The 18,039-nt window shown below is 70.9% G+C and carries 17 protein-coding genes; 16 read left to right on the forward strand and 1 reads right to left on the reverse strand.

The annotated features are described in order from the left end of the window. Window positions 1–100: 100 nt before the first annotated feature. The 15 genes from ispG to rbfA all read left to right on the forward strand — a co-directional run bounded on the left by ispG (window position 101) and on the right by rbfA (window position 16,460). The gene (gene ispG / locus AC3CCI_RS13795; protein ID WP_354592842.1) at window positions 101–1,249 is read left to right on the forward strand and encodes a flavodoxin-dependent (E)-4-hydroxy-3-methylbut-2-enyl-diphosphate synthase; all 1,149 of its coding nucleotides are present in this window, start codon (window positions 101–103) and stop codon (window positions 1,247–1,249) included. A 229-nt stretch (window positions 1,250–1,478) separates the two neighbouring features. Further along, window positions 1,479–2,402 (forward strand): MetQ/NlpA family ABC transporter substrate-binding protein, encoded by a 924-nt coding sequence (locus AC3CCI_RS13800; RefSeq protein WP_488627529.1) that lies wholly within the window; start codon window positions 1,479–1,481, stop codon window positions 2,400–2,402. 83 nt (window positions 2,403–2,485) lie between these two features. Next, on the forward strand, window positions 2,486–3,568 hold the full coding sequence (locus AC3CCI_RS13805) for a methionine ABC transporter ATP-binding protein (RefSeq protein ID WP_488627530.1): 1,083 nt from the start codon (window positions 2,486–2,488) through the stop codon (window positions 3,566–3,568). Between the two features lies 1 nt (window position 3,569). Then, window positions 3,570–4,229 carry a methionine ABC transporter permease gene (locus AC3CCI_RS13810; protein WP_354592839.1) on the forward strand — a complete coding sequence of 220 codons (660 nt, stop codon included), beginning with the start codon at window positions 3,570–3,572 and terminating at the stop codon, window positions 4,227–4,229. Window positions 4,230–4,285: 56 nt separating this feature from the next. Further along, window positions 4,286–5,317 (forward strand): AAA family ATPase, encoded by a 1,032-nt coding sequence (locus AC3CCI_RS13815; RefSeq protein ID WP_488627531.1) that lies wholly within the window; start codon window positions 4,286–4,288, stop codon window positions 5,315–5,317. Between the two features lie 5 nt (window positions 5,318–5,322). Further along, complete coding sequence (locus AC3CCI_RS13820; protein ID WP_488627532.1) at window positions 5,323–6,210, forward strand: DUF58 domain-containing protein; 888 nt, start codon at window positions 5,323–5,325, stop codon at window positions 6,208–6,210. Beyond that, on the forward strand, window positions 6,197–6,679 hold the full coding sequence (locus AC3CCI_RS13825) for a hypothetical protein (protein WP_488627533.1): 483 nt from the start codon (window positions 6,197–6,199) through the stop codon (window positions 6,677–6,679). The genes AC3CCI_RS13820 and AC3CCI_RS13825 overlap by 14 nt, the downstream gene beginning before the upstream one ends. Continuing rightward, window positions 6,670–7,668 (forward strand): vWA domain-containing protein, encoded by a 999-nt coding sequence (locus AC3CCI_RS13830; RefSeq protein WP_488627534.1) that lies wholly within the window; start codon window positions 6,670–6,672, stop codon window positions 7,666–7,668. The genes AC3CCI_RS13825 and AC3CCI_RS13830 overlap by 10 nt, the downstream gene beginning before the upstream one ends. After that, on the forward strand, window positions 7,665–8,753 hold the full coding sequence (locus tag AC3CCI_RS13835; RefSeq protein WP_488627535.1) for a VWA domain-containing protein: 1,089 nt from the start codon (window positions 7,665–7,667) through the stop codon (window positions 8,751–8,753). Before AC3CCI_RS13830 ends, AC3CCI_RS13835 begins: the two co-directional genes overlap by 4 nt. Continuing rightward, entirely contained in the window at window positions 8,750–9,583 is an 834-nt protein-coding gene (locus AC3CCI_RS13840; protein WP_488627536.1) for a hypothetical protein, read from the forward strand. The genes AC3CCI_RS13835 and AC3CCI_RS13840 overlap by 4 nt, the downstream gene beginning before the upstream one ends. Before the next feature lie 26 nt (window positions 9,584–9,609). Next, window positions 9,610–11,370, forward strand: coding sequence for a proline--tRNA ligase (locus AC3CCI_RS13845; protein ID WP_354592832.1), 1,761 nt, complete (start codon window positions 9,610–9,612; stop codon window positions 11,368–11,370). Between the two features lie 164 nt (window positions 11,371–11,534). Then, a complete protein-coding gene (nusA, locus tag AC3CCI_RS13850) occupies window positions 11,535–12,524 on the forward strand; it encodes a transcription termination factor NusA (RefSeq protein ID WP_354592831.1) in 990 nt (329 codons plus the stop codon). Window positions 12,525–12,630: 106 nt separating this feature from the next. After that, a complete protein-coding gene (locus AC3CCI_RS13855; RefSeq protein ID WP_488627537.1) occupies window positions 12,631–12,933 on the forward strand; it encodes a YlxR family protein in 303 nt (100 codons plus the stop codon). Window positions 12,934–13,022: 89 nt separating this feature from the next. Further along, window positions 13,023–15,815 (forward strand): translation initiation factor IF-2, encoded by a 2,793-nt coding sequence (gene infB / locus AC3CCI_RS13860; RefSeq protein WP_488627538.1) that lies wholly within the window; start codon window positions 13,023–13,025, stop codon window positions 15,813–15,815. 102 nt (window positions 15,816–15,917) lie between these two features. After that, the gene (gene rbfA, locus AC3CCI_RS13865) at window positions 15,918–16,460 is read left to right on the forward strand and encodes a 30S ribosome-binding factor RbfA (protein WP_354592828.1); all 543 of its coding nucleotides are present in this window, start codon (window positions 15,918–15,920) and stop codon (window positions 16,458–16,460) included. A 31-nt stretch (window positions 16,461–16,491) separates the two neighbouring features. Here the strand turns inward: rbfA and AC3CCI_RS13870 are convergent, their stop codons facing one another. Further along, a complete protein-coding gene (locus tag AC3CCI_RS13870; RefSeq protein ID WP_488627539.1) occupies window positions 16,492–17,361 on the reverse strand; it encodes an HhH-GPD family protein in 870 nt (289 codons plus the stop codon). Between the two features lie 80 nt (window positions 17,362–17,441). On the opposite strand from AC3CCI_RS13870, the gene AC3CCI_RS13875 reads away from it, so the two are divergent. Continuing rightward, on the forward strand, window positions 17,442–17,996 hold the full coding sequence (locus AC3CCI_RS13875; RefSeq protein ID WP_488627540.1) for a nucleoside/nucleotide kinase family protein: 555 nt from the start codon (window positions 17,442–17,444) through the stop codon (window positions 17,994–17,996). The last annotated feature ends 43 nt before the right edge of the window (window positions 17,997–18,039 follow it).

Genomic DNA, 18,039 nt, shown 5'->3' on the forward strand with positions numbered 1-18,039 from the left:
ACCCGTCGGCGGCCGCCCGTCGACGGCCGGTCGCCTTCCGTCGGCCGCGCGTCGACGGTCGGTCACCCGCCGTCCAGCGCCGAGGTTTACGATGGCACCCGTGCCAGCAGTCAATCTCGGAATGCCGAAGGTCCCCGAAGTCCTCGCCCCGCGCCGCAAGACGCGGCAGATCAAGGTCGGCAAGGTGCTCGTGGGTGGCGGCGCCCCCGTCAGCGTCCAGTCGATGACCACGACCCCGACGCCCAACATCAACGCGACCCTCCAGCAGATCGCCGAGCTCACGGCCAGCGGCTGCGACATCGTGCGCGTCGCCGTGCCGAGCCGTGACGACGCCGAGGCCCTTCCGATCATCGCGAAGAAGAGCCAGATCCCGGTCATCGCCGACATCCACTTCCAGCCGAACTACGTGTACCAGGCGATCGACGCCGGCTGCGCGGCGGTCCGGGTGAACCCGGGCAACATCCGCAAGTTCGACGACCAGGTCGGCAAGATCGCCGCGGCGGCGAAGGCGGCGGGCGTGTCGATCCGCATCGGCGTCAACGCCGGTTCGCTCGAGCCGAGCATCCTGCAGAAGTACGGCAAGGCCACGCCCGAGGCGCTCGTCGAGTCCGCCGTGTGGGAGGCCTCGCTCTTCGAGGAGCACGACTTCCACGACTTCAAGATCTCGGTCAAGCACAACGACCCGATCGTCATGGTGAAGGCCTACCGTCAGCTCGCCGAGCGCGGCGACTGGCCTCTGCACCTCGGCGTCACCGAGGCCGGTCCCGAGTTCCAGGGCACGATCAAGTCGGCGACGGCGTTCGGCATCCTGCTGAGCGAGGGCATCGGCGACACGATCCGGGTCAGCCTCAGCGCGCCTCCGGCCCAAGAGGTCAAGGTGGGCCTGCAGATCCTGCAGTCGCTCAACCTGCGTGAGCGCAAGCTCGAGATCGTCAGCTGCCCCAGCTGCGGACGCGCCCAGGTCGACGTCTACAAGCTGGCGAACGACGTCACCGACGGCCTCGAGGGCATGACCGTCCCGCTGCGCGTCGCCGTCATGGGCTGCGTCGTCAACGGCCCCGGCGAGGCACGCGAGGCCGACCTCGGCGTCGCCTCGGGCAACGGCAAGGGTCAGATCTTCGTCAAGGGCGAGGTCATCAAGACCGTGCCCGAGTCCGAGATCGTCCAGACCCTCATCGACGAGGCCAACCGCCTCGCGGCCGAGATGCCCCCCGGCGAGCTCGGCTCGCCCGAGGTCGTCACCGTCTGACCCGGCTCGCCACGCCGGCGACGCGACCCCTCAGGAGGCGCGGTGCGAGACCCCTCGCACCGCGCCTCCTGCGCGTGGTCCCGTCCGTGCCCCGGGCCGGTCGAGGCGTGTGTCGTCGTGTGACGCGCCGATGTGACGCGGCCCGGGGCGTCGGCCAGCATGGACGACGCACCGCGACAGCCTCGGCCCACCACCGAGCGGTGCCCCCGCAGCGCCCCGAGAGGAACCCATGACCAGCAGTGCCCCCTTGATCGACGCCCCCAAGAAGGGCCCCGGTCGACTGATCGCCGTCATCGTCGCGGTCGTCGTCGTGCTCGCCGCCGTCGGCATCGCCATCGGCGTCACCCGCGGCGGAGGCGACGACGAGACCGTCCGCATCGGCGTCGTCGGAGCGAGCGACCCGTACTGGGCCGACTTCGTCCAGGCCGCGGCCGACGAGGGCATCACCGTCGACCTGGTCGACTACTCGGACTACGAGCAGCCGAACCCCGCCCTCGCCGACGGCGAGATCGACCTGAACCAGTTCCAGCACATCGTCTACCTCGCGCAGTACGACGTGGCCTCGGGCAACGACATCGTGCCGATCGGGTCGACGGCCATCTACCCGCTGCCGCTGTACTCGTCGAAGTACACGAAGCTGAGCGACTTCCGGCAGGGCGACACGATCGCCATCCCCGACGACTCGAGCAACCTGGCCCGCGCCCTGCTCGTCCTGCAGTCGAACGGCCTGGTCTCGCTCAAGGACGGCGGCACGATCTTCTCGGGCGTCAACGACGTAGACGAGTCGAAGTCGAAGGTCGAGGTCGCCACGGTGAGCGCCGACCTCGCCGCCACGTCGCTGCCCGACTACGCCGGCGCCATCATCAACAACGACTTCGCGACCAAGGCCGGCCTGTCCACCGACGACGTCATCGCCCAGGACGACCCGAACGACCCGTCTTCGGTGCCCTACGCCAACGTCTTCGCCGCGCGTGCAGAGGACAAGGACGACCCCACCTACGCGAAGCTCGTCCGGATCTACCAGGACACCAAGGCCGTCACCGACGGCGTCGTCGACAACTCGGGCGGCACGGCGATCATCACGAAGATCCCCGTGAGCGACCTCGTGGAGTCGTTGACCGAGACCGAGAAGCTCGTCGAACAGAACGGCTGACCCACCAGGTCGCCCACCCCGGCCCGGACCGCGCGCAGGACGACGCACGTGGTCCGGGCCTCCGCCCGTGCCGAGGAGAACGCGTGCCCGCCATCACCCTGACCGACGTCGTCAAGACGTACCCGCCCCGAGAGAAGGGCGCCGCCCCGCTGACCGCGGTCGACGGCGTGAGCCTCGAGATCGCCGAGGGCGAGATCTTCGGCATCATCGGCTACTCGGGTGCCGGCAAGAGCACCCTGGTCCGTCTCGTCAACGCCCTCGAGCCCACGACGAGCGGCCGCATCGAGATCGACGGCCGTGAGATCACGGGGCTGCGCGAGCGCGAGCTGCGCGGCGTGCGGGCCGGCATCGGCATGATCTTCCAGCAGTTCAACCTGTTCTCGTCGAAGACCGTCTGGGGCAACGTCGAGTTCCCGTTGAAGGCGGCCGGGGTGCCGAAGGCCGAGCACCAGCGACGGATCAGCGACCTGCTGCACTTCGTCGGCCTCGGCGACAAGGCGCACGCGCGTCCCGACCAGCTGTCGGGCGGCCAGAAGCAGCGCGTCGGCATCGCCCGTGCCCTCGCCACGAACCCGCGCATCCTGCTCGCGGACGAGGCCACGAGCGCACTCGACCCCGAGACGACGAGCGAGGTGCTGGCCCTGCTCAAGCGCGTCAACGCCGAGCTCGGCATCACGATCGTCGTGATCACCCACGAGATGGACGTCATCAAGTCGATCGCCGACCGGGTGGCGGTCATGGACGCCGGTCGGGTCGTCGAGACCGGCCCCACCTTCGAGGTCTTCTCCGACCCGCAGCAGGCGTCGACGAAGCGGTTCGTCTCGACGGTCATCGCAGGCACGCCCCACGGTGACGAGCTGGAGGCGCTCCGGGCCCGGCACGAGGGCACGCTCGTGTCGGTGCGCATCGCCGAGGGCGGCGTCGACCAGCGCGACGTCTTCGCCCTGCTGGCCCGTCACGGCCTGTCGTTCGAGATCGTCTTCGGGGGAGTCAACGACATCCAGGGGCGCACCTTCGGCACCCTGACCCTCGCCGTCACGGGCGACGCCGCGGCCGTGCGGGCCGCCGTCGCCGAGCTCGGCGCCACCGCGACCGAGTTGCCCCGGTCGAGCCCGGCCTCGACCCGGTCCACGACGACCGCCACGACCACGACGGAGGGACGCTGACATGGAATCCCTGATCGAACTGCAGCCGATGCTCTGGCAGGCGGCCGTCGAGACCGTGTACATCGTCGCCCTGACACTGTTCTTCGGCGGCATCGGCGGGCTGGTGCTCGGCCTGGCGCTCTACCTGACGCGGGGCGGCGCGCTGTTCGCGAACCGGGCCGTCTACGGCGTGCTCAACGTCGTCGTCAACGTGTTCCGACCCATCCCCTTCATCATCTTCCTGGCCGCGGCCCAGCCGCTGGCGAGGTTCGTGATCGGCTCGGGCAGCGGCAATCCCGCGATCATCTTCACCCTGTCGCTCGCGGCGTCGTTCGCGATCTCGCGCATCGTCGAGCAGAACCTGCTGACCGTCCAGCCGGGCGTCATCGAGGCCGCACGAGCCGCCGGTGCCGGCCCGGCCCGCATCGTCGGCACCGTGCTGCTGCCCGAGGCGCTCGGCCCGCTCGTGCTCGGCTACACCTTCATCTTCGTCGCGCTGGTCGACATGTCGGCGGTGGCCGGCTACATCGGTGGCGGCGGCCTCGGCAACTTCGCCCTGCTCTACGGTTACCGGCAGTTCGACCCGGTCGTGACCTGGGCGGCCGTGCTGCTCATCATCGTGCTGGTGCAGCTCGTGCAGTTCCTCGGCAACTGGCTCGCCCGGCGGGCGTTGCGGCGCTGACGGCGACGGGGGCGCCCGAGCCGGCGCTGTCGGGGGACTGGTTTACAGTGGGGCGGGTGACCGACACCGCCACCGCCAGCCAGTCCCCGCCGCCGGCTCCGGCCCCCGTGACGCCCGCCGAGCTCGAGCGGGCCCGGCAGATCGTCGGGTCGGTCTCGCAGGCCTTCGCGCGCAAGGTGGTGGGTCAGACCGCCCTCCGCGACACCCTGCTGGTCGCTTTGATCACGGGCGGGCACGTCCTGCTCGAGAGCGTCCCCGGGTTGGCGAAGACGACGGCCGCCCAGACCATCGCGCAGTCGATCGACGCGAGCTTCCGGCGCATCCAGTGCACTCCCGACCTGTTGCCGAGTGACATCACGGGCACCCAGATCTACGACGCCCAGAAGTCGACCTTCGTGACCCAGCTCGGTCCGGTCCACTCGAACTTCGTCCTGCTCGACGAGATCAACCGGTCGAGCGCCAAGACGCAGAGCGCCATGCTCGAGGCGATGCAAGAGCGGCAGACCACGATCGGGGGCACGGTCTACCAGCTCCCCTCACCCTTCCTCGTGCTCGCGACGCAGAACCCGATCGAGCAAGAGGGCACCTACCAACTGCCCGAGGCGCAGCTCGACCGCTTCCTGCTGAAAGAGATCCTCGACTACCCGTCGCCGGCCGAAGAGGCCGAGATCATCCGCCGCATCGAGAGCGGCGTCTACGACGAGGCCGCCGCGCCGTCGACGGGCGTCGGCCTGGGCGACGTCGTGTACCTCCAAGACCTGGCCAGGCGCGTCTACGTCGACGCGTCGATCGTCAACTACATCGTCCAGCTCATCTACGTCACGCGGCACCCGCAGCAGTACATCCCCGCGACCCTCGCCGACTACGTCGACTTCGGCGCCAGCCCCCGGGCCAGCATCGCCTTCATGCAGGCGGCGCGTGCCCTCGCCCTGCTGCACGGTCGCGACTACGTCATCCCCGAAGACGTCAAGCACCTGCGGCACTCCGTGCTGCGGCACCGCTTGATCCTCAACTACGAGGCGACCGCCGACGAGGTCGCACCCGAGACGATCATCGACGCCGTCTTCGGCGCCGTCCAGACCCCCTGACGCCGGTGGCCAGCCTGCTGTTGCGCGTGCGGACGAAGATGGGCCTCTTCGCCCATCGACGCACCATCGACCTGCTCGAGGGCGGCTACGCCTCGGTGCACCACGGTCGCAGTCACGACTTCGACGACCTCCGGGCCTACGTGCCCGGCGACGAGGTCAAGGACATCGACTGGAAGGCCACGGCTCGCCACGGCGAGCCCCTGGTCAAGCGCTACATCGCCAGCCGGCGGCAGAACCTCGTGCTCGTGATGGACACCGGACGGAACATGGCGGCGACGGCCACGAGCGGCGAGTCGAAGAAGGACATCGCACTCATGGCGGCCGGGGCGCTGGCCTACGTCGCCGCGAAGCACGGCGACGTCGTGTCGTTGGTGGCGGGCGACTCGTCCGGCACGCGTGCCCACCCCGCCGGTGCGACCGAGGCCCACCTCGAGACCCTGTTGCGCCAGGTCGACCGACGGATCGACCTCGACGCCCCGACGAGCGACCTGCCGTCGGTCCTCGAGTGGGTGACGCGCGGCGTCCGTCGGCGGTCGATGCTGCTGATCGTCACCGACGACGTGGCCGTCGACGAGCACGTCACGCGCTTGCTGCGTCGACTGCGGGCCCAGCACGAGGTCGTCTGGCTGACCATCGGCGACGCCGACCTCATGACGCGAGCCGGTCACGCCGGCGAGGTGTTCGACGTCCGCGAGACGTCCGGCCTGCCCGCGTACCTCCGCGAGAACGCCGAACTCCGACGCGAGTTCGACGACTCGTCCGTCCGCCGCGTCGGCGACACCGAGCGCGAGCTGCAGGCCCTCGGCATCAGCAGTCATCGACTCGGCAGCCAGGCCGAGGTCGTGCCGGGCCTGTTCGCCCTGATCGAGAAGCACCGCCGTGTCGGGCGCTGACGACTTCTTCGGGCCCTACCAGTACCCGCTCTGGGTGCTCTGGCTCGTCCTGGGCCTCGTCGGGCTGGCCCTGGTGGCCGCGTGGTACGTCTTCGTGTTCCGTTTCTCGGCCCGGCGGTTGCCACCCGCCCGGCGCGCGGCCCTGGCGGCGTCGCGACCGGTGCCCCTCGCCGACACGAAGGCCAAGTACCTCGCCCTGATCGACGAGGTCGAGACCGCGGCGGCCTCCGGTCGGCTGAACGACCGGGGGGTGCACTCCCGGCTCAGCCTGCTGCTGCGGTTCTTCGCCCACGAGACGAACGGCGTCGACACGCACGTGATGACCCTGGCCGACCTCCGTGAGTCGAACCTGCCCCGGCTCGCGGGTGCCGTGGAGCAGTACTACCCGCCGGCCTTCCGGCTCGGGGAGCCCGGCGACCCGGGTCGTGCCGTCGCCACCGCGAGAGACCTGGTGTCGTCATGGGGCTGATCTTCTGGTGGCTGCCGCCGGTCGCACTGGCGGTCGCGGCCCTCGCGGCCTGGCTCTACGTGAGGTGGAGGCGTCGGGACCGCGCGCGCCTCCGTCGGCTCGGCGTCCCGGTCGCGCACGGCGAGCGACTGACGGCGCTGCCCGCCTACCACCGGGTCGTGCGCCGCTACCGCGCGGCCCTGGCCGTCGTGCTCGTCGCGATGGTGGCCCTGACGGGCATCAGCGTGCTGCTCGCGGCCCGCGTGTCGAGCACCGACGTCGTCGAGCCGCAGTCGTACAAGCGCGACATCATGCTCTGCCTCGACGTCTCGGGCTCCATGACCGAGGTCGACTCGCAGATCGTCGACACGTTCTCGTCACTCGCCCAGGGACTCGACGGCGAACGGATCGGCCTCTACCTCTTCGACAGTTCGGCGGTCCAGGCGTTCCCGCTCACCGACGACTACGACTTCGTCCGTGCACAGCTCGAGCAGTACCGCGACTCGTTCGACACGATGGGCGAGAACGGCACCCGGTACTGGACGGGCACGGACCGCGGGGACGGGGCGTCCCTGATCGGCGACGGTCTGGCCTCGTGCGTGCTCGGCTTCGGCGACGACGGCGGCACGCGGCCCAAGTCGGTCGTGCTCGCCACCGACAACTACGTCAACGGCAAGGCCCTGCTGACCCTCACCGAGGCGTCCGACCTCGCGGCCGAGCGCGACGTCAGGGTGTACGCCGTCAACCCCGCCGACCACGGCACCGACGCCGTGGCCGACCAGGTCGCCGCCGAGCTCCGGACGGCGGCCGAGTCGACCGACGGCGGCTACTACGCCCTCGACGACTCGACGACCGTGCCCCAGATCGTCGACGAGATCGACGCCCGCGAGGCAGGGTTGTTCACCGGGGCCCGTCGGCTCGTGGTGACCGACCACCCGCAGGCGCTCGCGATCGCGGCGCTCGTCCTGGCGATGGGTGGGCTCGTCCTGCTCTGGCGGGTGCGGCTGTGATCGCCCGGGCGGTGGTGTTCCAGCCCGTCCTGCCCTGGTGGCTGCTGATCGTGGCCGCGGTCGCGCTGCTGGGCTTCACCGGATGGCGCGTGGTCGCCGAACGACGACGCCGACGTGCCCTGCTCACGTGGGTGCGCCGCCTGGTGATCGTGGCCCTGCTGCTGGTGGTGGCCGTCCGGCCGAGCCTGCCCGGCGGTTCGGCCCAGGCGTCCGTCGCGCAGCTCAACGTCTTCTTCGTCGTCGACACCACCTCGAGCATCGCGGCCGAGGACTGGGGCGACGGCCGGCGGCGTCTCGACGGCGTCCGGTCGGACATCGCCGAGATCGCCTCGCAGCTGGCCGGTGCCCGGTTCTCGTTGCTCTCGTTCGACAGCACGGCCGTGCTGAGGACGCCTTTGACCGACGACGCCTCGGCCGTGGTGGCCGCCGCGGACGCCATGAACCAAGAAGTCACCTACTACTCGAGCGGCAGCTCGATCAGCGAGGCGAACGACCTGCTCGCCGAGCGGCTGACCGAGGCCCGGCAGAGTGCGCCCGAGCGGGCGAACGTCGTCTACTACTTCGGCGACGGTGAGCAGACCAGCGGCACCGAGCCCGAGAGCTTCGCGGCATCGGCCGGCGACGTCGACGGCGGGGCGGTCTTCGGCTACGGCACCGAGCAAGGGGGCAAGATGCGCGTGTTCGACGGCTACGGAGACGAGTACTCGACGAAGGAGTACATCCAGGACCGCACGCAGCCGGGCGACCCCGACGCGATCTCGGTCATCGACGAGGACGCCCTGCGGCGCATCGCGGACCAACTGGGCGTGCCGTACGTCCACCGCACGGCGGGCACGTCCGTCGACTCGGCGGTCGCGGACGCCCGCGACGGCGCCGTCGCCTCCGACGAGGGCCGGGCGGACAGCCTGACCGACCTCTACTGGATCGCGGCGATCCCGGCGTTCCTGCTGCTGCTGCTCGACGTCGCCCTGGTCACCCGGGCGCTGGGCGAGGTCCGGCCGCCCCGTCCGCCACGCCCCGAGCGCCGGCGTGCCTCGGCACCGGTCGTCGGCGACCGCCGACCCGAGAGAGGGGTGCGACCGTGACCGACACCCTCGTCCCCCCGCCCGTCGACGAGGTCCGCCGGGCTCACGAAGCCGAGGCCGGGCCCGACGTCGAGCAGTACCGGAGGCGCCTCCGTCGTCGTCTGCTGCTCGGGTCGGCTCCCGTCGTCGTGGTCGTCCTGCTCGTGGCGGTGAAGCTGCTCAGCCTGCCCGCCTTCGCCGCCCTGACGCAGTGGTCCTACGGCGACCGCGAGTTCGAGCGCAGTGCGTCCCTCTCCGAGCCGTTGGGTGTGGCCAACGTCATCGAGCCGTGGGTGCACCACTTCGACCGCGGCACGGCCTACGCGCAGATCGGCGTGCTCGACGTCGCTCGTGGCGAGTTCGTCACGGCCCTCGACCTGGCCCCCGACGACGCGACGATCTCGTGCGTCATCAGGGTGAACCTCGTGCTCACGATCGAGGCCCAGGGCGACGCGGCGCTGCTCGAGCTGCGGTACGCCGACGCCGAGGCCTTGTACGACCTCGGTCGGAAGACCGTCGACGAGGCGCCGGAGGGTTGCTTCCAGCCCCCGGAGGACCCCCAGCAGCCCGACACCTCCCAACCGCTCGACGACGCCCAGCAGCGGCTCGACGAGAAGGGGGAGCAGGCCCAGGGCGGTCAGGGTGACGAGCAGCAGCCGGGCGGCGACGGCAGCGACCCCGGTGCCGGGGGAGACCAGCCCGGCGAGGGCGAGGGGCAGGCCCCGTCAGACGACCCGCTCGACCAGCTGCAGCAGCAGGGTGAGCAGAGCCAGCGGCAACAGCAGCAGGACACCGATCGCGACCGGTACTACGAACAGAACCCCGGCGACTACGACGGCAAGCCGTGGTGAGCCGGGCGCGCCCCTAAGCTGGACGGGTGTCCACACGTCTCTCCCAGCTTTTCGTCCGCACCCTCCGAGAAGACCCCTCCGACGCCGAGGTGACCAGCCACCGGCTGCTCGTCCGTGCCGGGTACATCCGTCGCCAGGCGCCGGGCGTCTTCGCCTGGCTGCCGCTCGGCCTGCGCGTCAAGGCCAAGATCGAGGCCGTCATCCGCGACGAGATGCAGGCTGCGGGCGCTCAAGAGGTGCACTTCCCCGCGTTGCTCCCGCGTGAGCCGTACGAGGCCACCGGTCGCTGGACGGAGTACGGCGACGGCATGTTCCGCCTGAAGGACCGCAAGGACGCCGACTACCTGCTGGCCCCCACGCACGAGGAGGCGTTCACGCTGCTGGTGAAGGACCTCTACTCGTCGTACAAGGACCTGCCCCTGACGCTCTTCCAGATCCAGGACAAGTACCGCGACGAGGCCCGCCCCCGGGCCGGCCTGTTGCGCGGTCGCGAGTTCACCATGAAGGACGCCTACTCGTTCGACGCCTCCGACGCCGGCCTCGACGAGAGCTACCAGAAGCAGCGCGACGCCTACGAGCGCATCTTCACGCGCCTCGGTCTCGAGTACGTCATCGTCAAGGCCGACGCCGGGGCCATGGGCGGCTCGCGCAGCGAGGAGTTCCTGCACCCCACCGCCATCGGCGAGGACACCTTCGTCCGGTCGGCCGGCGGCTACACGGCCAACGTCGAGGCCTTCACGACGATCGTGCCCGAGGCCGTCCCGCTCGAGGGCCTCGCCCCCTCGCGCCGCCTCGCGCCCGCCGACACCCCGACCATCGACTCGTTGGTCGCGCAGCTCCAGGCGCACGAGCCCCGAGAAGGCGCTCCGTGGACGGCCGCCGACACGTTGAAGAACGTCGTCGTGGCGCTCACCCACCTCGACGGCACCCGCGAGCTCGTGGTCGTGGGACTGCCCGGCGACCGTGAGGTCGACATGAAGCGCCTCGAGGTCGCCTTCGCCCCGGCCGAGGTCGAGGCCGCCGGCGACGCGGACTTCGCGAAGAACCCCGTGCTCGTGCGCGGTTACCTCGGCCCGCAGGTGCTCGGCGGCGAGTCCGACTCGGGCATCCGCTACTTCGTCGACCCCCGCGTGGTCGAGGGCTCGGCCTGGGTCACCGGGGCGAACGAGCAGGGCGTCCACGTGGCCGACCTCGTCATGGGTCGGGACTTCACCGCCGACGGCACGATCGAGGCCGCCCAGGTCCGCGAGGGCGACCCCGCGCCCGACGGGTCCGGTCCTATCGAGACGGCCCGCGGCATGGAGATCGGCCACGTCTTCCAGCTCGGCCGCAAGTACGCCGAGGCCCTCGGCCTCAAGGTGCTCGACGAGAACGGCAAGCAGGTCACGGTGACGATGGGCTCGTACGGCATCGGGGTCACGCGCATCCTGGCGGTCATCGCCGAGGCGAACAACGACGACAAGGGCCTGGTCTGGCCCGCCAACGTCGCCCCCTTCGACGTCCACGTCGTCGCCACCGGCAAGGACCCCGTCGTCTACGAGGTCGCCGAGAAGCTGACGGCCGACCTCGAGGCCCACCGTCTCGACGTGCTCTACGACGACCGCCCCAAGGTCTCGCCGGGCGTGAAGTTCGGCGACGCCGAGCTCCTCGGCGTGCCGCGGATCGTCGTCGTCGGCCGGTCGGCCGGCGAGGGCGTCGTCGAGCTCTGGGACCGCCGCACGGGTGAACGCACGCCCGTGCCGGTCGCCGAGGCCGTCGCGACCCTCACGGCTCCGCGGGAGTCCTGACCGCCGGTGCCGCGCCTCCTCGGCCCGACCTCGTCGACACCGCAGGAGGCGCGGCACCGACCCCGCGGACGGTCCGCCGGGCACCCCGCTCTCGGGTACCGTAGAGGGATGCTGCGCGCGCCATCGTGCGTGCAGCCTGCAGATCTGAATAGTGGAGGCCCTCAGTGGACATCGACCTGAGCGTGCTGCGTCTCATGGAGCGCGAGCGTGAAATCCCCTTCGACGAACTCGTGCGCATCATCGAGCAGGCCATCCTCACGGCCTACCTCAAGCACACGAACCAGCCCGAGAGCCGCATCCCGGCTGCTCGCGTCGAACTCGACCGCAAGACCGGTCACGTCTCCGTCTACGCCATCGAGCGTGACGACGAGGGCGAGGTCGTGGGCGAGTCCGTCGACAGCCCGAGCGACTTCGGTCGCATCGCGGCCTTCGCCGCCAAGCAGGTCATCAACCAGCGCCTCCGTGACATCGGCGACGACAAGGTGCTCGGCCAGTTCAAGGGCCGAGAGGGCGACATCGTCGCCGGCGTCATCCAGCAGGGTCCCAACCCCCGCATGATCCACGTCGACCTCGGCACGGTCGAGGCGATCCTGCCCCCCGAAGAGCAGGTGCCGGGCGAGAAGTACGCCCACGGTTCGCGCATCCGCGTGTACGTCACCGGCGTCAGCAAGGGCACTAAGGGGCCGCAGATCACCGTGTCGCGGACCCACCCCTCGCTCGTGCGCAAGCTGTTCGCGCTCGAGGTGCCCGAGATCGCCAGCGGCGTCGTCGAGATCGTCTCGCTGGCCCGTGAGGCCGGCCACCGAACCAAGATGGCCGTCCGCGCGACCGAGCCCGGCGTCAACGCCAAGGGCGCGTGCATCGGCGAGATGGGTCAGCGCGTCCGTGCCGTCACCACCGAGCTGAACGACGAGAAGATCGACATCGTCGACTACTCGAGCGACCTGCCGACCTTCGTGGCGAGTGCCCTGTCGCCGGCTAAGGTCTCGTCGGCGTTCGTCATCGACGCGTCGACCAAGGCCGTCCGGGCCCTCGTGCCCGACTACCAGCTCTCGCTCGCGATCGGCAAGGAGGGGCAGAACGCCCGCCTCGCGGCGAAGCTCACGGGCGCCCGCATCGACATCCAGCCCGACAGCATCCTCGAAGACGACTAGGCGGACGTCGACCCGCACGCCGGGTCGACGCCACCGTCACGGGGGCGGGCGGCGCACCGCGCCGTTCGCCCCCGGCGTCTCCCGTCCGACGACCCGAGGGGGTAAGGTGGAACCCGTTAGAACGTGCATCGGTACTCGAGCGCGCGCTCCGCGATCCGCATTCGTGCGGATCGTCGCCCAGAACGGACGTCTCGTGGTCGACCCGACCGCGACCCTTCCCGGGCGGGGCGCGTGGTTGACGCCGTCGATCGACGCGTTCGAGTCGGCACTGAAGCGCAGGGCTTTCCGCCGTGCACTCCGCCTCGACTCCGAACCCGACGCCGACGAGCTCCGCGCCTACCTCACGCGGATCGTTCCGGCACGACCCATCGCCACGACAGAACAGGCTGAACGGCACATGGACAACTGATGAGCAACCACCAATGAGCGGCTCGAAATGAGACCCGTCCAGAACTGAAGGCTCTTCCCGTCTCGGGAAGGGCCCGAGACAGGAGAACTGTGGCTAAACCACGCGTACACGAGATCGCCAGCGAGCTGGGGATCGACAGCAAGACCGCACTAGAGAAGCTCAAAGAGATGGGCGAGTTCGTCAAGGGACCGTCGTCCAGCGTCGAGCCTCCCGTCGCCCGCAAGCTGCGTCAGGCCTTCGCCGGCGCGGCGAAGCCCTCGACGCCCGCCGCCGCCGCCCCGTCGGCCGGCGCGGCCTCGAAGCCCGCGACCTCGGCACCCAAGCCCGGCGGCCCGCGTCCTGCCGCCCCCAAACCCCCCGTGGCCGAGCCGGTCCCGGCCCCCGTGGCCGACGCCGAACCCGACGTCGACGCGACGCCCGCCCCCGTCGCCCCCCTGACGGTCGCCGAGCGCCAGGCCCAGGCCGAGGCGCAGCGCGCCGCCGCCGCCGCAGCCGCGGCGGAGGGCGCGACGGCTCCGGCCGCCGACGCCGTCAAGCCCGGAGCCGCCGGACCCAAGCCCGGCGGCCCTCGTCCCGGTGCCCCGCGCCCCGGCAACAACCCGTTCGCCAGCAACCAGGGCATGGGTCGCCCGAGCGCGCCCCGTCCCGGTGGTTCGGGTGCGGCCAGCAGCATGCCCCGCCCCGGCGGCGCCGCGGGCCCGCGTCCGCAGGCCCCTCGTCCCGGTGCTCCCCGTCCGGGCGCGCCGCGTCCCGGCGTCGGTGCCGGTCCCCGCCCCAACGGCTTCGGGCAGCGTCCCGCCGGTGGCGGTGCCGGTCGTCCCGGTGGTGCCGGTGGTGGCTTCCAGCGTCCCGGCGGCGGTGCTCCCGGCGCGGCCGGCGGCTTCCGTCCCGGTTTCAGCGGCCCCCGCCCCTCCGGTGGTGGCGGTCGTGGCCGTGGTCCCGGCGGTGGTACCGCCGGTGCGTTCGGTCGCGGTGGCGGCAAGAGCAAGGCACGCAAGTCGAAGCGGACGAAGAGGGCCGAGTTCGAGATGCGGTCGGCCCCGTCGCTGGGTGGCGTCAGCGTCCCCCGCGGCGACGGCAACACGGTCGTCCGCCTGCGTCGCGGTGCGTCCATCAGCGACTTCGCCGACAAGATCGACGCCAGCCCCGGCAACCTGGTGACCGTGCTCTTCCACCTCGGTGAGATGGCCACGGCGACCGAGTCGCTCGACGAGGCCACCTTCGAGGTCCTCGGTGAGGAGCTCGGCTACAAGATCCAGGTCGTCTCGCCCGAGGACGAGGACAAAGAGCTGCTCGAGGGCTTCGACATCGACCTCGAGCAGGAGCTCGAGGACGAGGACGAGTCCGTCCTGCAGATCCGTCCCCCGGTCGTCACGGTCATGGGCCACGTCGACCACGGAAAGACGCGACTGCTCGACGCGATCCGCAACGCCAACGTGGTCGCCGGCGAGGCCGGTGGCATCACGCAGCACATCGGTGCCTACCAGGTGTGGGCCCCGCACGAGGGTGTCGAGCGCGCCATCACGTTCATCGACACCCCCGGTCACGAGGCGTTCACCGCCATGCGTGCCCGTGGTGCCCAGGTGACCGACATCGCCATCCTCGTGGTCGCGGCCGACGACGGCATCATGCCGCAGACGGTCGAGGCGTTGAACCACGCCCAGGCGGCGAACGTGCCGATCGTGGTCGCGGTCAACAAGATCGACAAAGAGGGTGCGAACCCGGCCAAGGTGCGTCAGCAGCTCACCGAGTACGGCCTCGTCGCCGAGGAGTACGGCGGAGACGTCATGTTCGTCGACGTGTCGGCTCGTGACAACAAGAACATCGACGCGTTGCTCGAAGCCGTGCTGCTCACGGCCGACGCCGGGCTCGACCTCCGGGCGAACCCCGACAAGAGCGCTCGTGGCGTCGCCATCGAGGCCCGCCTCGACAAGGGTCGCGGTGCCGTCGCCACGGTGCTGATCCAGTCGGGAACGCTGCGTGTCGGTGACGCCATCGTCGCCGGGACGGCCTACGGCCGCGTGCGGGCGATGGTCGACGAGAACGGCGACTCGGTCGACGAGGCCTACCCGAGCCGTCCCGTGCTCGTGCAGGGCCTGTCGAGCGTCCCCCGGGCCGGCGACACCTTCCTCGTCACCGAGGAGGACCGCACGGCACGACAGATCGCCGAGAAGCGCGAAGCCGTCGAGCGCAACGCCTCGCTGGCCAAGGCCCGCAAGCGCATCTCGCTCGAGGACTTCACCCGTGCACTCGAAGAGGGCAAGGTCGAGGCGCTCAACCTCATCATCAAGGGTGACGTCTCGGGTGCCGTCGAGGCCCTCGAGGAGTCGTTGCTCAAGATCGAGGTGGACGACAGCGTGCAGCTGCGCATCATCCACCGCGGCGTGGGTGCGGTCACCGAGAGCGACGTCAACCTGGCGACGGTCGACAACGCGATCATCATCGGGTTCAACGTCCGTCCTGACACGAAGGCGCGCGAACGCGCGGCTCGTGAGGGTGTCGACATCCGCTTCTACTCGGTCATCTACGCGGCCCTCGAAGACATCGAGAACTCGCTCACGGGCATGCTCAAGCCCGAGTTCGAGGAGAAGCAGTCCGGTGTCGCCGAGATCCGCGAGATCTTCCGCTCGTCGAAGGTCGGCAACATCGCCGGTGTCATCGTCCGGTCCGGCACGATCACGCGCAACGCGCGTGCCCGGGTCATCCGTGACGGCGTCGTGGTCGGCGACAACCTGGCGATCGACTCGCTGCGTCGCTTCAAGGACGACGTCACCGAGGTGCGGACGGACTTCGAGGCCGGCATCGGCCTCGGCAAGTTCAACGACATCCAGATCGGCGACGAGATCGAGACCATCGAGATGGTCGAGAAGCCGCGGGGCTGACCCCGGCGTCATCGCAGCACACGAGGCCCCGCTCCGACTACGGTCGGGGCGGGGCCTCACCCCTCTCGTCACGACGGCGAGCGGCACGAACAGGAGTGAACAATGGTTGACGCGCAACGCGCCCGCAAGATGGCCGACCGCATCCACGAGATCGTCGCACGGCGTCTCGAACGCGGCATCAAGGACCCCCGTCTCGGGTTCGTGACGATCACCGACGTCAAGGTGACCGGCGACCTGCAGCACGCCTCGATCTTCTACACGGTCTACGGCACCGACGACGAGCGTCGCGACACCGGGGCGGCCCTCAAGTCGGCCACCGGGATGCTGCGCAGCGAGGTCGGCAAGAACATCACGGCCCGACTCACCCCGAGCCTCGAGTTCATCCTCGACGCGCTCCCCGAGAACGCCGCGTCGATCGACCGTCTGCTGCAGGAGGCCCGTCAGCGCGACCACGAGAGCCAGACCATGGCCTCGTCGGCGGAGTACGCGGGCGACGCCGACCCGTACGTCAAGCCCCGCGACCTCGACGCGGACGACGATCTCGACGACGAAGACGACGACCTCGACGACGACCTCGCCCTGGACGACGAACTCGGCGCCCCGGCCGCGGGCGACTCGACCGAGCCCGACGGTTCGACCCGCTAGCGGTCACCGCCGCAGCGACGCACGGCCCGCGTCAGTCGGGCAGTCGATAGCCCTCGTCGGGTGACCCGGTGACCAGACCGTCACGGATCAGTCCGGCGAGGGCTCTCGTGCGTTGCTCGTCGTCCGGCCAGACGCGGTCGACCTCGGCCGCCGTGACGGGCACGTCGCTGGCCCGCAGCTCGGCCAGGACGAGGCCCCGCACCTGACGGTCCGAGCCCTCGAACCGGGCCTGGGTCCGGAGGCGCGGGCCGGTGTGCTCGGGACGGCCGGCCAGCACCCACGCACACTGCGCGACCAGCGGGCAGGCCTCGCACCGAGGCGACCGCGCCGTGCAGACGAGCGCACCCAACTCCATGACGCCCGCGTTGGTGACCCGCGCCTCCTCGTCGTCGTCCGGCAGCTGGGACTCCATGAGGGGCAGGTCGCGAGACGCCTTCGGCGCCCACGGTTCGGCGAGGCCCTCGACGGCGCGCGCGAGGACGCGACGGACGTTGGTGTCGACGACCGGGTGGCGGTGGCCGTAGGCGAAGACGGCGACGGCTCGGGAGGTGTAGTCGCCGATGCCGGGCAGGGCCAGCAGCGAGGGGACGTCCTCGGGGACGACGCCGCCGTGCCGCTCGGTGATGGCCACGGCCGCGGCGTGCAGGGCGAGGGCGCGGCGCGGGTAGCCGAGGCGTTCCCAGGCCCGCACCGCCTCCGACGCCGGAGACGCCGCGAGGTCGCGTGGCGTGGGCCAGCGCTCGAGCCACCGTTCGAGGCGCGGGACGACGCGGGCCACCGGCGTCTGCTGCAGCATGATCTCGCTGACGAGGGTGCCCCAGACCGTGAAGCCGGGACGTCGCCACGGCAGGTCTCGACCGTTCTCGCGGAACCAGGCGTTCACGGCGGGGGAGATGCTCACCGTACGAGCCTACGGCGCGTCGACGGCGTGCCCGACGCCGTGCCCGGCGTCGTGACGGCGGGCGGGCGTACGGTGGCGGCATGACCACCCGATGGGCCCCCGCCAAGAAAGACACGCTGCGCGAACTCGCGACCGAGATCGTCCACAACTACGGTCGCGGTCGCGTGCTCGTCGCGATCGACAGCGACGGAGGCGCGGGTGCGGCCGGTCTCGCCGACGACCTCCTCGAGGCCTTCGGCGAACAGGGCCACGCCGCCTTCCGCGCCTCGCTCGACGGCTTCGAGAAGCGGGCCGAGGGAGCGCCTCGCGACTCGGCCCCCGTCCTCGACGAGAGCCTGTTCCGCCGCGTGCTGGTCGAGCCGTTCCGGCTCGGCGGCAGCACGGGCTGGGTCGAGCGGGCCTGGGACGCCGACGCCGACCGCGCCGTCGAACCGGCCTGGGTCACCGGCCCGGCCGACGCCGTCCTGCTCGTCGACGGCACCGACCTGGCACGTCCCGGCCTCGCCGGGCTCTGGCACTACCGCGTCTGGGTGACCGCCGACGACTCCCGTCTCGACGCCCGGGCCAAGGCCTCGGCCGTCGTCGACAACTCCGACCCCGACCACCCTCGCCGACGCTTCGACGACGCGTGCTGAGCGCGTCCCCGGCAGCGTCCCGGTCCGGCTGCGCTAACGTCGT

This window comes from Frigoribacterium sp. CF331 (assembly GCF_057787905.1).

Bases quoted from the DNA above. Each gene is read 5' to 3' on its own strand.
- AC3CCI_RS13800 (WP_488627529.1), top strand. From the start codon at position 1,479: ATGACCAGCAGTGCCCCCTTGATCGACGCCCCCAAGAAGGGCCCCGGT.
- AC3CCI_RS13810 (WP_354592839.1), top strand. From the start codon at position 3,570: ATGGAATCCCTGATCGAACTGCAGCCGATGCTCTGGCAGGCGGCCGTC.
- AC3CCI_RS13830 (WP_488627534.1), top strand. From the start codon at position 6,670: ATGGGGCTGATCTTCTGGTGGCTGCCGCCGGTCGCACTGGCGGTCGCG.
- rbfA (WP_354592828.1), top strand. From the start codon at position 15,918: ATGGTTGACGCGCAACGCGCCCGCAAGATGGCCGACCGCATCCACGAG.
- AC3CCI_RS13875 (WP_488627540.1), top strand. From the start codon at position 17,442: ATGACCACCCGATGGGCCCCCGCCAAGAAAGACACGCTGCGCGAACTC.